At 44.2% G+C, this 14,885-nt stretch carries 11 protein-coding genes; 2 read left to right on the plus strand and 9 right to left on the minus strand.

What is annotated here, in order from left to right:
* Window positions 1-22 precede the first annotated feature (22 nt).
* From flgK (CC90_RS22370) to asnB, 7 genes are all read right to left on the minus strand, one after another.
* Window positions 23-1,867: a flagellar hook-associated protein FlgK gene (flgK, locus tag CC90_RS22370; protein WP_035315689.1), complete on the minus strand. Its 1,845-nt coding sequence runs from the start codon at window positions 1,865-1,867 to the stop codon at window positions 23-25.
* Between the two features lie 11 nt (window positions 1,868-1,878).
* Window positions 1,879-3,504 carry a flagellar hook-associated protein FlgK gene (flgK, locus tag CC90_RS0112305; protein WP_031391069.1) on the minus strand — a complete coding sequence of 542 codons (1,626 nt, stop codon included), beginning with the start codon at window positions 3,502-3,504 and terminating at the stop codon, window positions 1,879-1,881.
* Window positions 3,505-3,526: 22 nt separating this feature from the next.
* The gene (locus CC90_RS0112310; protein WP_242843301.1) at window positions 3,527-4,045 is read right to left on the minus strand and encodes a flagellar protein FlgN; all 519 of its coding nucleotides are present in this window, start codon (window positions 4,043-4,045) and stop codon (window positions 3,527-3,529) included.
* A 4-nt stretch (window positions 4,046-4,049) separates the two neighbouring features.
* Window positions 4,050-4,325 carry a flagellar biosynthesis anti-sigma factor FlgM gene (gene flgM, locus CC90_RS0112315; RefSeq protein WP_031391071.1) on the minus strand — a complete coding sequence of 92 codons (276 nt, stop codon included), beginning with the start codon at window positions 4,323-4,325 and terminating at the stop codon, window positions 4,050-4,052.
* A gap of 69 nt (window positions 4,326-4,394) precedes the next feature.
* Window positions 4,395-4,979 (minus strand): dipicolinate synthase subunit B, encoded by a 585-nt coding sequence (locus CC90_RS0112320; RefSeq protein ID WP_031391072.1) that lies wholly within the window; start codon window positions 4,977-4,979, stop codon window positions 4,395-4,397.
* Window positions 4,976-5,884 carry a dipicolinate synthase subunit DpsA gene (locus CC90_RS0112325; protein WP_051869519.1) on the minus strand — a complete coding sequence of 303 codons (909 nt, stop codon included), beginning with the start codon at window positions 5,882-5,884 and terminating at the stop codon, window positions 4,976-4,978. The genes CC90_RS0112320 and CC90_RS0112325 overlap by 4 nt, the downstream gene beginning before the upstream one ends.
* Before the next feature lie 68 nt (window positions 5,885-5,952).
* Window positions 5,953-7,806 (minus strand): asparagine synthase (glutamine-hydrolyzing), encoded by a 1,854-nt coding sequence (gene asnB, locus CC90_RS0112330; RefSeq protein WP_031391074.1) that lies wholly within the window; start codon window positions 7,804-7,806, stop codon window positions 5,953-5,955.
* A 237-nt stretch (window positions 7,807-8,043) separates the two neighbouring features.
* Here asnB and motA point away from each other — a divergent pair, with 237 nt between their 5' ends.
* Both motA and CC90_RS0112340 read left to right on the plus strand, forming a co-directional pair.
* Complete coding sequence (gene motA, locus CC90_RS0112335) at window positions 8,044-8,829, plus strand: flagellar motor stator protein MotA (protein ID WP_031391075.1); 786 nt, start codon at window positions 8,044-8,046, stop codon at window positions 8,827-8,829.
* Window positions 8,830-8,876: 47 nt separating this feature from the next.
* A complete protein-coding gene (locus tag CC90_RS0112340) occupies window positions 8,877-9,752 on the plus strand; it encodes an OmpA family protein (RefSeq protein WP_035315691.1) in 876 nt (291 codons plus the stop codon).
* A gap of 135 nt (window positions 9,753-9,887) precedes the next feature.
* Here CC90_RS0112340 and CC90_RS0112345 read toward each other — a convergent pair whose 3' ends face one another.
* The gene (locus CC90_RS0112345) at window positions 9,888-11,744 is read right to left on the minus strand and encodes a methyl-accepting chemotaxis protein (RefSeq protein ID WP_031391077.1); all 1,857 of its coding nucleotides are present in this window, start codon (window positions 11,742-11,744) and stop codon (window positions 9,888-9,890) included.
* Between the two features lie 547 nt (window positions 11,745-12,291).
* Window positions 12,292-14,871 (minus strand): EAL domain-containing protein, encoded by a 2,580-nt coding sequence (locus tag CC90_RS23180; protein ID WP_051869522.1) that lies wholly within the window; start codon window positions 14,869-14,871, stop codon window positions 12,292-12,294.
* Window positions 14,872-14,885: the final 14 nt, after the last annotated feature.

Genomic DNA, 14,885 nt, shown 5'->3' on the forward strand with positions numbered 1-14,885 from the left:
ATCGGATTCAATCCTCCTATCATCACACGCCAGTCTCAAGAATTAAGCGGTCGTATACTTCTGTCAATATCTGCATCATCTTAGCGGAAAGCGTATATGCGTTCTGAAATCTTACCATATTCGTCGCTTCTTCGTCCTCATCCACACCCGAAATAGCGGTTCGTTGGTTATCGATCGTTACTGCGATTCCATAATATGTATTGTAAAAAGTCTCCGCATTGCTGGCATTTAAGGCTACGTCGGAAAGAATACACTGCAGAAATTCGCTGGCTGTGGAATTACGGAAGCTGAACTTGGTCTTGTCTCCCAGAATTGAAATCAATTCAGTAATCTTGCCGCATTCCTCCACACCGACCTCTGCGCTGCTTCTCGTTCCGAGCAGATCAGCTTTCGCCGACAGCGCTTTATTTACTTGAAAATTAAATGCCGTCAATTCATAATATCCGTCATCATCATTAAAATCGCTTTCTTCGTATTGGGTGTCGTTCTTATTGGCTCCCGTTACCGCTTTCCCTGCTGTAAAAAACATTACTCCCTTATTGCCCTCCGCGTCATATCCGCTGGTAAAAACTTCGTTTACCTGAGCAGCAAATGCTCGGACGAACTCATTCAGCTGAGACAGATAATAAGGAATTCCTTGATAGCTGATATCCGCACCTATTTCCGCTTCCTTCGCAATCTTAGAGGCATCGATTATCGTATCGCACTTCGCGTCATCCATCTCAAGCGTATAGGTAGAGGTAGTATCATCAAAAGTCCATGACTTGTAGTAATAAATCGTGTTTCCGATGACAATGCTTCCTCCTGTATCGGAAAGATTGCATTTATTCATATCCGTCAGATATTCCTGGGTCACCTTAATCTTCACTTCCGCATTAGAACCGTCAGCAGTTCTTCCCACATTGGTTACTGTGCCGGAAAATGCCTGATTGTTATTGCCGTCGCGCATCGCCACAAGGCCCTTTAACCCGCCTCCCATAGATGCATTATTCAGATTGAATACATTGCCGTTATCCCAGTAAATATCGTACAATCCATCCGCATCCGTCATATTTATTTTTTCATTGTCTGCTCTGGAAACACATTCTAACGTATGGTAGTCGTTGCCGTCCACTAACATCTGTCCGCCGGCGATGTACACCATAAAGCGTGTTCCGCCTGTTTTCCTGGTAGGGTCATTGGCATCGGTAACTTCAATCTCTTTCGTCTTGATATCTACGATTTCTGACAGCTCGTCCAACATAAGATCTCTCTTATCCCGTAGTTCGTTGGCTGCAGCTCCCGTCATCTCAATAACGTTGATCTGCTTGTTCAGTGTAGCAATTTCTGTAGAGATAGCATTGATTCTATCGACCCTGATCTTGATCTCTGAGTTGACGTCCTTTTGCAGTTCTTTTAAGTTTCCCGCCGTATTGTTGAAATAGTCCGCCATGCTTTCTGCCGCTGCAATGAACTGTGCCTTGCTGTCCGTACTGCTGGAATTGGTGGAAACAGACTGTAATGCTGACCAGAAAGAACTATAAATTTTACCGAAGCCCGAGGTTCCGTCATCGTCCAAATATTGCTGCAAGGTATCCGTGTAATATTTCTTTACATCGTATTCGCCGAGGGTAGTGTTATTATTGCGGAATCTCATATCGTAATAGCTGTCCCGCATACGCTCAATAGCTACCGTATCAACGCCCGCTCCGGCACAGCCGTATGTAGCGAACACGCGAAGGGCATTGGAAGCTTCCTGCGTCACCGTCTGTCTGCTGTAGCCGTCTGTGTTTACGTTGGAAACGTTATTTGCCGCCGTATTAAGAGCTGCATTCGCTGCCCGTAATCCCGAGGATGTGATTGTCAATCCAAAAAATTGTGATGGCATCTTAATTCACCTTACCTTCCCAATGTACTTATAATATGCTCTATCATTTCATTAATTACATTAATGTATCTGCTCGACGCGTTATAAGCATTCTGGAACTTGATCATAAATTCCATCTCTTCGTCGGAGAATACTCCTACAACCTGTTCTCTCGCGGCAAAAGCTTCATTTACCGTGTTGACCTGTGCCGCTGCAATTTCCTTGTTCGCTTCCCCGGTGTTGCTTACCTGCGAAATTAAGCTTGAATAATACTTCATGAGATTAGTCTTCGTCTTCAAGTTCGGGTTGAGCGTATAGGACTCATCCGAAAGCACATCCAAAAGCTTCTGCATCGTTGCCTTATCCTCTGTTCCGTCCTTCAAACGGAAGGAAAGCAGGGCTGGTTCTGCTACAAGGTCCTCATTGATGACAATATTGCCAACAGTAAAGCCTACCGCGTCATCGTTCGCAATCATTTCGAACAACTGATACGGTTTACCGTCTTCATCTCTCAGGTAGGTGCTGCTGGGATCGCTGAGTGTCGCTTCTTCGGCTGCATTTTTAAGCACTTCATTAATTTTAGTAGTAACTGATTTTATCAAATAGTCAAACTCAGCCTGAATGTTCATGAGCAACGACTGCGAAATATTAGTGTTATAATTCTCTATATCCACAGTGGCCGGATCAACCTCTTGGTAAGTCGCGCGTTTTTCACCTCTTGCCAGCAATAATGCTCTCATGGAACCTATATCCGTATTCATATCGGAGGATATGGTCTGGGTCGGGTCGTATACTCTGGATGCCTCCAGATCCAGAACCTTTTCTCCATTTACCGTCTTATAGTTAGCAAGCTGTGACCAGTAAGGGGTATAAAATCCGGTAGTCTTATCCTGATACAGTTCTATTTTATTTATCGAATCCGACCTTATGAAATCGACGCCTTCGAACCTCACGGTCACTACACCGTATATATCCTCGGAGTAACTGATATCTCCAAGCTTTGCCATCTCATCCAGTATCTGATTTCGTTTATCTCTTAGATCGTTGGCATTCTCAGTGCCGCCGGTCTCTATTTTCATTATTTGTTTGTTGATCTCGACCAACTGCTCACCGTACTTGTTAAGGGTCTCCACATCGGCCTTCACCTGAGTGTTCAGGTTGTCCTGTTGATCGCTGAGCCCTTGATAAACAAGCAGTGCCCTCTGCAAAAATTCCTTGGAGCGGGTCACGAACAGGTTCTGATTCGTAGCCTTGCAAGGATCCTTCGCCAGCTCTTCAATAGCAGTCCAGAGATTCTCCAAAGCCTCCGAGAACTCCGCGCCCTGAAATTCTCCAAACAAGTCCTCCACTTCCTCGATGACCTGCGTGTTCGTCTCATAGAACGCACTGCGTCCGGATTCTTTACGATATGTTTTATCTAAAAATTCATCTCTTACTTGTCTTGTTTGGGAATAATATACGCCCAGACCGGTCTGCTGATATGCAACAGAGGAGGCGTTGACTGAGAGAATATTATAGCTTCTCGTTCCGAACAGGATCTGCTGTCTCGTATATCCTGTGGTATCAACGTTAGCCATATTATGCGCCGTCGTATTGAGCGCGTTTTGACTTGTTTGTAATCCGGATGCACCGACGTATAAGCTTCCAAATAGTGACATATGATATTACCTCTCTAAGGGATTATTGTTTTGTATCGAATTCACTTCTGTCTACTCCGATTACACTTCCGGCGTTATACGCACCCTTGTTGTAATTGGCAGTTGCAGGAGCCGCCTTCGTTGCCTGAACCATGTTTATCTCGAACTCTACCATCTCCAGTGCGCTGGACAGCAATTCTCTGTTCTGGGAATTCACTCTCTGCACCTTGTGGACGACGTCCTTCAGCCTATCATAGACTTCCGCCAGCTTCTGACTCTCTACCGGCCTTGGTTCAAGCATTTGAATAATGTTAGCAAGCTTCAAATCTTCAACATCCCTGTTTACTACGTTGGCAATATCACGGACCACTTCTTGTCTGTCATGATCCAAATGATTAATTCTGCTTACAACGATTTGTTCTTCATCCGTGATTTTTGATAACTCTTTTAAATCACCGGCTATGATAACCGGCGTCTTGTTTTTGGATAGCCCCAGCAAGTTTTCATACTCTTCACACAATTTACCTAATATATCTATCAGGTTCTCCATCAAACTTGCCACGGGACTACCTCATTTCTTCATATTTCTGTAATAGCTTATCAGCAAATTTCTCCGTGCTCACCTCATAAGTACCTGACTGAATACTCTTTTTGAGAGGAGCAGTTAAGTCTTCTCTGACATCGGCAATGCCCGCTATCGCCTGTTTCGCAGCCTGATACTCTTTTCCAACGCTGGAAATAGAAAGCTGATCGGATACGCTTGCACTCGCTGTCTTCTGGCTCTTATCAACTTTTGCCTTTTTATATATCTGCTGAACCTGTGAATAAGCTTCTATACGCATCGCTCACTCCTCCTTCCGTGTTTTTTTACTGATTTCTTATTATTAGTATCGGTTTTTTTTTTAATAACTTTATAGGAGAACAAAATTTATTTGAATTTGTTTCCCTTCCATTGCATTTTCCAGCGTGGATACGATCAGCTCTGTCTTCGCGATCATAGATTTTGGCTTCTGTGCGGGATTATCCTGTGCAAAAGGTACAAAATAGATTCCTTTCGCATTCATCAGCACTCCGATATTAGAAAAATTTAAGCCCAGCGCGTCGTTGGTGGAGACGGAGATTACAAGGGGCTTATTGTTTCTCATGTGAGATTTGGCCGCCATCAGGACCGGAGTATCCGTAATTCCTGCTGCAAGTTTGGCGAGTGTGTTTCCGGTACATGGCGCCACTATGAGAATATCCAGAAGGTTTCCGGGGCCCAGGGGCTCCGCTTCCTCGATGGTGACTATTGGCTCGTTTCCGGTAATATCCTTAAGCTTTTCTTTAAAATCTGCCGTTTTACCGAAACGGGTATCCATGGAAGAGGCATGAAAGGAAAGTATCGGGACGACATTAGCGCCCTCTTTTTTTACATTTTCTATTTCCTTTAGTATTTTATCGAACGTACAAAAAGATCCTGTAATAGCAAATCCGACATTTTTTCCATCTAATTTCATAGTTCCACCATCTTCTCCCTTTCCTCAAGAATCGCTCTTAATAATATTTCCGCACTGGTCTTCGGGGAATATCTTCCGGGAATGCCAAGCGACAGCACCGCCTTTATTCCAGCGCGTTCGCATGCTGCAAAATCCGTCCCTCCGGGGGCTGATGCGATGTCTATGATAACCGCATCCTCTTTAAGAACGCTGATTTCCTCTTCCTTAAGCACCCTGGCCGGTACCGTATTGAAGATAAACAACATGTCGGAGATTACATCTGACATATCCTTCATGAGTACGGTATGATACCCCTCCTCTCCGGCTTGCGCCAATGCAGTTTCACTCCTCGCAGCAATCGTCGTATCGATGCCCCACTCCTTTAACAGCCCTGCAATTGCTTTCCCACATTTCCCATATCCTAATACCATGGATTTGCCGGAGTGGATATTGTTCACACTAAGCCCAATGGCCTCTGCCACAGCGCCTTCTGCTGTGGTGAGTGCATTCTCCTGCTCTACTTCTTCCATCCGTAAGAAATCCCGGCAAAAAACACCCTTTTTTTCAGCTTCGCTTATCACCTTCGCCGGAAGATTCCCTCCAAACAAAATCTGTTTTTCCCGAAGTCCCTTGCAGAATTCCTCTATCCGGACCTTCTCTTTCCCCTGTGAAAAAATATGGACTCCGTCTCTGGAAAAAGGTACCGGCCCGACGATTATATCCGCCTGCCTCATTATTTCTGCGACAGAATCCGCATCGCAAGCTTCTATATTAATATGTTTATTCACACTGCTCCTTCCCCCTCTGTCTTCTGTTTCCACGCACAAGACGACCTTTCCAAAATACCCGGTCAGTTCCTCCGCCAAAAATGAAAGCCGTCTGTCTCCGCCGATTACTAATACCGTTTCCATCATTTTTGCATCCATGCTTCTTTCAACCTTTCAAACATGCCGCTGTGCGGCACAAACAATATAGTGAAGTTTCACACTTCTCCTTACCATTTCAATGTAACACGATATTTCTCCATCCAATAATTAATCTGATACATATACGCCAGCATCTGCGGCCCTGCCATCAATTGCCCGTACCACGGTTTTCCGTAATCCGAAGAAGCCGTGAGAAACTTCTGAAGTTTTTCGGAATCGATGAACTCTAACACCGGAGACGAGCTATCCTGTACGATTTTTATCAGCTCTTTTGCAAGCAGCCGCTCATATTGTTTGTCGTAGGTCTTGGGATAGGGCGACTTCTTGCGGTATAATATTTCCTCCGGCAAATATCCCCTTCCGCACTCCCGCAGAAGACCTTTCACTACACCGCCGCGGCATTTCATATCCCAGGGAATATTCCATACATATTCTATTATCCGGTGATCTGCAAAAGGAACTCTCGCCTCGAGACCGGAATACATGCTGGCCCGGTCCATGCGGTCAAGAAGAGTCTGCATAAACCATTTCTGATTGAGATATGCGATTTCGCGCCGCCTGGCTTCTTCCGCGGAATCTTCCGCAAGTCTCGGCGTCTCCGCCACAGACTTTTCATAAACCTCAGACACATATTCATCCATATTTAAATATTCGATAAACTCATCTTTGAGGAGGGCCTTCCTCGCCTCCAGATCCATCGTCCACGGGAAGGTATGTGCTTTGAAGCATTCCTCCTTATGAAACCACGGATAGCCGCCGAAGATTTCATCGGCACATTCTCCGGTAAGCGCCACCTTGTTATATTTGCTCACTTGTGAGCAGAAATAATGCAAAGAGGAATCCACATCCGCCATGGCGGGAAGATCCCTGGCATCCACAGACTGCTTCAAAAGTTCCGCCTGATCCAGCGTGGTGCATTCCAGATATCTGTGCTTTGTATCCAGATATTTCACCATCTGCTCTGCATAGGGGCGATCCTGCGTAGGCTGAAAGGCGGAAGCCTCAAAATATTCGCCGTTACCTACGAAATCAAAGGAAAAGGTGTTCAGCCGTTCACCCTTTTTCTTTAGCACGCCTGCGCATACTGCCGATACCAGGCTGCTGTCCAAGCCCCCTGACAGGAAGGTGCAGATAGGAACATCCGATACCATTTGCCGTCTTATAGCGTCGGTTACCAGCTCCGCAGTCTTTTCTACCGTCTCGTCATAGCTGTCCTCATGGGGCCGGCTGGACAAAGACCAGTAGCATTTTTGTGTTAAGCCGTCCTTGCCGAAACGGATATAATGTCCGGGGAGAACCTCATCGATTCCCTCAAAAACGCCGACGCCATAGGTTTTAGCCGGCCCTATGCCAAAGATTTCGTTCATTCCTTTTTTGTCTAGGACCGGCTCTACTCCCGGATAGGATAGGATTCCTTTTATCTCCGAGGAAAAAATGACACCCGTTCCTTCTTTTTTATAAAAAAGCGGTTTCACTCCGCCTCTGTCTCTATATAAATAGAGCTGCCCGGCAACCGGTTCCCATATGGCAAAAGCAAATATGCCGTTTAGTCTTTTTACAAATTCCGGTCCGTATTCCAAGTAGCTCACGAGAATGACTTCCGTGTCGCTTTTTGATTGAAATGTCCAACCCCCTGCGGCCAGCTCGTTTCTAAGCTCTTCGGTATTATAGAGCTCTCCGTTGTATACAATCGTCCATGTATGCCCGTCTACCATGTAATGAAAAGGCTGTTTTCCCCCTTCAAGGTCTATGATGGAAAGCCGTACATGAGCCATCCCTATGTGGGAATCCAGAAAAATTCCCTGCTCGTCGGGCCCCCGGTGTTTTTGTATGTAGTTCATTCCCTCCAGAACATTTCTGTAATACTCAAGCCGAAGCTTATAATCATTTTCAGAATCAAAAAATCCTCCGATACCGCACATCCTCATTTCTCCTTCCAACAATGCGACACTATTCTTCATTATCATATGTTCCCAAAGGAAAAATGCCACCGACGATTGCCTTTTTCGACCCTTATCGATATTATGCAAAGAAAAAATATAAAAAAATTCAAATTTCGAATAAAAATTACTATTTTTTTCAGAAGTACATGATATAATGTGAAGTGAATGAGTATAATTACATAATTAATTAAGGACAACACGTAAGGAGAAAAGGTTATGGATATTACAACAATTTTGGGGTTAATTGTAGGACTCACAGCCATCATAGGTGCCATGTATTTCAAGCATCTCAGTCCTACTATCTTTCTTAATCCTGCAGCTTTTTTTGTTATTATCGTCGGTACAGTCGCTACTATACTGAACTCTTATCCGCTAAAAAATCTTAAATCTATAGGTGCACTTTTTAAGATTATTTTCACGAATCAGCAAAGCACCGATATCGCCGAATTAATTAAGCAGATGGTGGCTCTGGCTAACGAAGCGAGAAAGGAAGGTCTGTTATCCCTGGAAAACAGGGCCAGCGAGATTGAAGATCCTTTCTTAAGAAAGGGACTTCGTATGGTTATCGACGGTATGGGCGATGAATATATTATGGATGTTCTCGGTACCGAGATTGAATCGATGGAGGCGAGACATGAGACAAATGCCGGAATCTTTACATCCGCCGGTACATATGCTCCTACTCTGGGCGTTTTGGGCGCCGTATTCGGACTGATTGCCGCTATGGCTAATATCGACAACACTGAGGCCGTGGCCGAAGCCATCGCCGCAGCATTTATTGCAACGATTCTCGGTATTTTTACCGGTTATGTTTTATGGCATCCTTTCGCTAAGAAGCTGAAGGTTAAGAGCGCGGAGGAAGTATTGATAAAGAGCATGATTATCGAAGGACTCTTATCCATCCAAAAGGGCGATTCTCCCTTGATGGTTCAGGAGAAGCTCCTTTCCACACTTCCTGAGTCACAGCAGAACGAAGTTCTTGAAAGTCTGAAGCAATATTAATGTCCTGCGGCAAGAAGCACGCAGATTGGTAAGAAAGGATTATTCATATGGCAAGAAAAGGGAAGAAAAAACATCATGAAGAAGAAGCAGGAGAAGCATGGCTCCTCCCCTATTCCGACTTGATGACTTTATTATTGGCCATTTTCATAGTTTTGTTTGCCGCAAGTAAGATGGATCAGGGGAAATCGGAAGCACTGGCAGAGGCCTTTCGCCAGAACATTGTCGAAGACGGCGGAGGCGGCATGCTATCCAACGACGGTGAATCTATTATTAATCTTTATCCCGGTACCCCTATTACGGAGCCTTCCACCGGAGACGGAGACAGTGAAGGAGTCGGCGACGGCACTATGGATGGAACTTCGAATAGCGAAGGTGCAAGAGAAGCTCTTTATGAGCTGCTCGGACAGCAGGAAGTTGACAACCTTGAGGACGTTCAGGCACAGCTTGAAGATATGTTCCAACAGGAAAATATAGACACCTCAATTTCCAGCCGAATCGATGAGAGAGGACTTGTCATCAGCCTCGATAATGCGATCCTCTTCGATTCCGGAAGCGCGAACCTCAAGCAGGAAAATGAGGATACTTTGCTCAAAATAGCAAGTACCATCAGTTCACTTGATAATTATATCCGTATTGAAGGGCATACGGATGACCGTCCTATCCATACGGCTGTTTATCCCTCCAACTGGGAATTGTCTACAGCCAGAGCGGCCAGCGTTGTAAAGCTTTTCCGCGACAGCGGCGGCATATCGCCGGCTAAGATGGTTGCGGTAGGGTATGCGGAATTCAAGCCGGTGGCTGATAACTCTACGGAGGAAGGCAGAGCAAAGAACAGGCGTATCGACATTATTATTCTGAGCCAGAGATATGATAGTTTGGAAGAACAGATCGGGGATATTCAGTCGATTGATAATACGAATTAAGATGATATGACTTCGGGGAAGGAATCCTTTTGAATTCCTTCCCCGTTTTTGTGTAGTTATATGCGTTTTACTGTCCACACAGCAGCTTAACACTTGCTAAGCTACGTAAGAATGTGGTCAAGAGAGTGAACAATACTATTTGGTTTGGAAAGTATTGATTAACTCATTTAATTCTTCCGACATTTCATTTAATTTGGAAATGTTATTAGTTATTTCGGTTACCGTCGTCGACTGCTCTTGTGCAGCAGAGGAGATTTCCTCCATAGCGGAAACATTTTCCTCGGAAGTCTGAGCGATGCTGCCCAGCATATCCAGTATGTAATCCTTTTTCTGGTTCGTCTCATAGCTGCGCTGCGCAATTTTCTCGATATCCTCCAGCAAATCCTGCAGTTCTTCAGATATTTTATTAAAAACATCTTCCGTCTCAGACACTGTGCCGTTAATATTTTCAACACCCTGTCTGTTTATTTTAACGAAATTCACTGCCTCACCGGATTGCTTCATCATTTCATCTACCTTGGCTTTAATGTTCTCTGCGGCCTTTGCCGTCTCCGTAGCGAGAATACGTACTTCTCCTGCAACCACAGCAAAGCCTTTTCCTGCTTCTCCCGCTCTTGCCGCCTCTATATTCGCATTCAAGGCCAGAAGGTTGGTTTGGCCCGCCACACCGGAAATGATGCTTACAATTTCACTTATCCTCTCAGAGTGCTCGTATATTTGTCCGATGACCTGCTCCATTTTCCTGGAGTTGATATTATTTTCATCGCTGGCTTCCTTTAGTCCTTTTACAGAAGCAAGTCCATGCTCTTTTAACTTCATCGTCTTTTCAGCCGCTTTCTCCATTTTTTCGCTGGCGGCAGCCGTCTCTTTAATATCTTCACCCAGCAGATTGACATTTTCCACGCTTTTTACAGTATTATGCGTCTGAGTCTCACTAAGCTCCGTCATCTGGCTTATGGACTTGGAAACCTCATCTGTCATTTGCACCATGCTGTCCGCAGATTCCTTCAGCTCACCGGAAAACTGATGCATCACGTCCCCAGAGGCAATGATGGATTTCACGATAAGATTCAGTTTATCGATCAGGGCATTTACGGAATCTGCCAGGAGTTTTGTCTCGTCTTTCGTCCTGATGTCGATTTTCTCTACAGTCAGGTCACCTTTAGATACTTTATGTAAAATTCCGGAAATCACTTTAATCGGCCGGGTTATCCTGCGGGTAAGGGGTATTCCTGCACATAAGGACAGTATCAATATGATCGCCAGGGCCGCAATATTGTAATCGAGTATAATCTGTGTGCCCCTGAATAAATCGCCGTTATAGATTACTGCCGTAACTGTCCAGTCCCAATATGGGAAATACTGTGTATACACTGTCTTCTCCCCGGAAACATTGCTGACATCTCCGCTCAGTTCATACTCCAGCATGCCGCCTCCACTTTTCGCAGTCTGAATTATCTCCTGGATAATTGACCTTCCGTCCTTCGACGTCAAATCAATGATGTTGCCGTTTAAAAATGGGTGGAAGATTACGTCTCCGGCAGAATTGACGATAAAGAAATATCCGCCCTCCCCCAAATCCAACGTATGATATTTATTTTGTGTACTTTCAGTGGCAGAGGATACCGCATCCGCTGCTCCCTCTGCATCCGAAGCTGTGGTTGCGCCGGATACCGCATCCGAAGCTGCAGTCTCACCGGATAATGTACCTGTTGTGCTGCCATGCATCTCACTGATAGCGTCTATAGAAGCCGCCTGTGCCTCCTCCTGCGTCATCCATTCGCTGCCTTCCGCAGCATAGTTATAATTCTTGTTAATTTCGAATAAGGAGGATTCTATCACATTTTTCAGAATAATTTCGTTAGAGCGGGTGAGCTCTCTTTTTGCAATAACATAATTGACGGAGGAAACGCTCGCCAGAGCGACGAGAACGATGGCAATGATAAAAACACAAATTTTCTTGTTTATTGTGTCCATTTTAAAAAGTTTCATAGAGTTTCTCTCTTTCTTTTGTATGCAAAGAAAGTACAATGATGGCAAAATCCGTTACAGTTCAGCCTTCGGTCAATTTGACTTCGCGGTGTTTAAAGCTGAGCGGTGGCCCGAATCCCTTCTCTTTTGCTTTGATATTGTCAGACATTTCTTTGTTATTTACTTAATTAATGTAATAACACATTTCTAAACAATAATCAATATCAGTTAACAATAGTCTGTGATATTTTTTCTCATTTGTGATATTTTCTTTCATTTACTTCATATTACAGCTTCCATTTTCTTCTAAATCCTTGCTGTCTTTACTGCCATTTCCTTGTTCTCTTCAACTGCAAAGCGATTCCCTTTATCTTCAGTTCGGGAATTTCAATTGCCACATTTAGTAAGGGCAGTTGGTCCGCAATATCATTAATGATCCTGATAATACAAGAAATCTGAGCAGCGAAGGAATTGATATCCTCAATTCAAAAACGAGGGTAAGATAAACTTACCCTCGTAACTATACAGCATTTTGAATCGACAAATGTCCTCATTACCTTATAGACTTTTATTTTATGGGATTTTTCAAAAGCTCCACTTCTTCTCCACTAATCGGTTTACTGAAATAATAGCCTTGAATATAATCCCCTTCCAAATCCCGTACTCTGTCTCTCTGATGCTTTTCCTCTACTCCTTCTACTGTGATCTTCAAACCGAGGCAATGCGCCAATCGAATGATATTTTCGATAAAAGCGTCTTTTCCCTCCGTTAGGAAAATATCAACCAGAGACTTATCCAGTTTTATCTTTTCCACCGGTATGTATGTCAGATAGTTAATGGATGAATATCCCGTACCAAAATCATCCAGCGCCAGTCTGACGCCGATAGAAGAAAAATCTTCGAATAGCTTCATAGCCTTCTCGTTATTATTAAGGAAAATACTTTCTGTAATTTCAATTTCAATCAAATCGGACGAGATGTCGTGCTCCTCCAGTAAATCTTTCAAATAGCTGACATAGCCGCCATCCTGAATCTGCTTGCTGGAAAAGTTAATCGCCACCGGCCTTAGCTCCATGCCGTGCTCCCTCCATGTTACCATCTGCTCGATTACCTTCTTCGTCACAATGCGCCCCAGAGTTACGATAATCTCGGACTCTTCGGCTATCGCGATGAACTGAGCGGGGGAAATTGCATGCCCCTTCAGTCTCGTCAGGGCCTCATATCCATCCAGCATACCTGTAGCTGCATCGACCTGCGGCTGGTATAGAACATAAAAACCGTCGTTTCTGCAAGCTTCACTTAAAATGTTTTTAATACCCTTGCGTCTAAGCGCTTCATCCTTCATGCTGGCATCATAATAAACCCATTCATTCGTTCCCAATTTCTTAGAAGCATACATCGCGTAATCGGCATTGGAAACTATTTCGCTGGCACTCGCCGCATCCCTTTTAAAATAAGCGATTCCCACGCTTATTCTAATATAATGCTTCTTTTCGTCAAAAGTAATGGGCGTTGCAGTAATCTGCTTAATCCGGCATAACAATTTACTGTCAGGCTCCTCCCGAGTTCCTCTTATGATTAGAAGGAATTCATCCCCGCCTAACCGCGAAGCATATAAAAGATTATCATCCATAAGCCTAATCAGACGTCTGGCAGTCTCCATTAAAATCTCATCGCCGCAGGCATGTCCATAAGTGTCGTTAGTCTCCTTGAAATCATCGATGTCCATAACGATGACCGTACATTCCTCCTTTGCCGCAATCAGCCGACTCAGCATTTCCATTGCGGCGCGCCTGTTGGGAAGGTCCGTCAGGTAATCATGCTCCGCCTGATAAATAATGTATTCCTCCTTCGCCTCGAGGTATTTTGTATAGTTCTTATTTTCTTCATATTGCTGCTTTAGTTTTTCTTCGGTAATGATTAATTTGTTGTAGGTCTCCTTCAATTCGTCATGAGATTTCTGCACCTCCCACATCAGACGGCGGCGCTTTATATTATCCACTATTGAAACCAGCAGGATGCACAAACAGACTGCAAGGAATAAAAGAACAGGAAGAAGTATCTCTCTGTATTTTTCAAAAACTGTCTGGGACTTGTTCACAATAATGGCATCCTTGGGTATAAGCGAAAAATCGATGTTATACTTTCTCAAGACCTGATAGTCGAAACGATACTGGCTCTCGCCTCTGGTCACAACGGGAATGTCGGCGACATCCGCCCCATTCAGAATATCCAGCACTATGGAACCGGCTAAATAGCCTGACTTCTCGTAAGAAACTATTTTACCGCCAAGCAGCCCCTCTCCGACTCCTGCAATGGAAGCCCGATATATCGGCACCTTGGTATGCTCCACAATATACTGCACACTTTCCGGAATGGTATACAGGTTGCCATCCTTGTCTTCAAAACGGCTCATATATATAACGATGCTGTCCTGAGTAATCCTCCCCAGCTCTTCTCCAAATTCCTCCAGCGTATATTCGGAGGAATTAATTCCCGAGAATTCATATCCGGGGAAATCATCCTCCACGGAATAAAACTGCTTTTCATCCCCTTGTCCGGTTAATGTACTGTCATAAATGGCAACTATCTTTGTCGCTTCAGGCTGAAACTTAATTGCCAAATTAAAGGTATCCTTCAGATACATTTCTTCCACCGCGCCGGTAATATAAGGATTCTCCCCGGCTCTTACCGCATGTTCCACATTGTTGATACAAAAAAATACCATAGGGATTCCCGCAAACAGCTCCTGCTGATAGGTCTGCGCAAATTCTAAAGCGGCGTCATCTCCAAGCAGTATCGCATCATATTTCTGACAATGCTGTAACTTATACTTAAGATTTTGGTAAAATAAATCTTCATTTTCCTTATTATTAAATCTCTTCATATCCATATATTCGATATTGAGCTCAATATTGTTGCCCGCAAACGCCTCTCTGATTCCTGCCTTCTGTGGGTCTAAGGTCTCAAAGCTCTCGCTGTAAGAGCTGATAAAGAGTACATGCTTAACAGAAGAATACTCCATAACAGAAAAAGGGGTATCCTCCCTATAAAAAAACAAATAGTAAATCAGTACTACCAGAGCTGCCATTAATAAAACGGCTCCGATCGCATATCTCCGCACCAGCTTTTTTTCCTCTTTTGTCATATGAAACTCCCCTA

Source organism: Kineothrix alysoides (genome assembly GCF_000732725.1).
In the GTDB taxonomy this organism is placed as follows: Bacteria; Bacillota; Clostridia; order Lachnospirales; family Lachnospiraceae; genus Kineothrix; species Kineothrix alysoides.

Bases quoted from the DNA above. Each gene is read 5' to 3' on its own strand.
- flgK (WP_035315689.1), bottom strand. From the start codon at position 1,867: ATGCCATCACAATTTTTTGGATTGACAATCACATCCTCGGGATTACGG.
- flgK (WP_031391069.1), bottom strand. From the start codon at position 3,504: ATGTCACTATTTGGAAGCTTATACGTCGGTGCATCCGGATTACAAACA.
- flgM (WP_031391071.1), bottom strand. From the start codon at position 4,325: ATGCGTATAGAAGCTTATTCACAGGTTCAGCAGATATATAAAAAGGCA.
- CC90_RS0112320 (WP_031391072.1), bottom strand. From the start codon at position 4,979: ATGAAATTAGATGGAAAAAATGTCGGATTTGCTATTACAGGATCTTTT.
- CC90_RS0112325 (WP_051869519.1), bottom strand. From the start codon at position 5,884: ATGGATGCAAAAATGATGGAAACGGTATTAGTAATCGGCGGAGACAGA.
- asnB (WP_031391074.1), bottom strand. From the start codon at position 7,806: ATGTGCGGTATCGGAGGATTTTTTGATTCTGAAAATGATTATAAGCTT.
- motA (WP_031391075.1), top strand. From the start codon at position 8,044: ATGGATATTACAACAATTTTGGGGTTAATTGTAGGACTCACAGCCATC.
- CC90_RS0112340 (WP_035315691.1), top strand. From the start codon at position 8,877: ATGGCAAGAAAAGGGAAGAAAAAACATCATGAAGAAGAAGCAGGAGAA.
- CC90_RS0112345 (WP_031391077.1), bottom strand. From the start codon at position 11,744: ATGAAACTTTTTAAAATGGACACAATAAACAAGAAAATTTGTGTTTTT.
- CC90_RS23180 (WP_051869522.1), bottom strand. From the start codon at position 14,871: ATGACAAAAGAGGAAAAAAAGCTGGTGCGGAGATATGCGATCGGAGCC.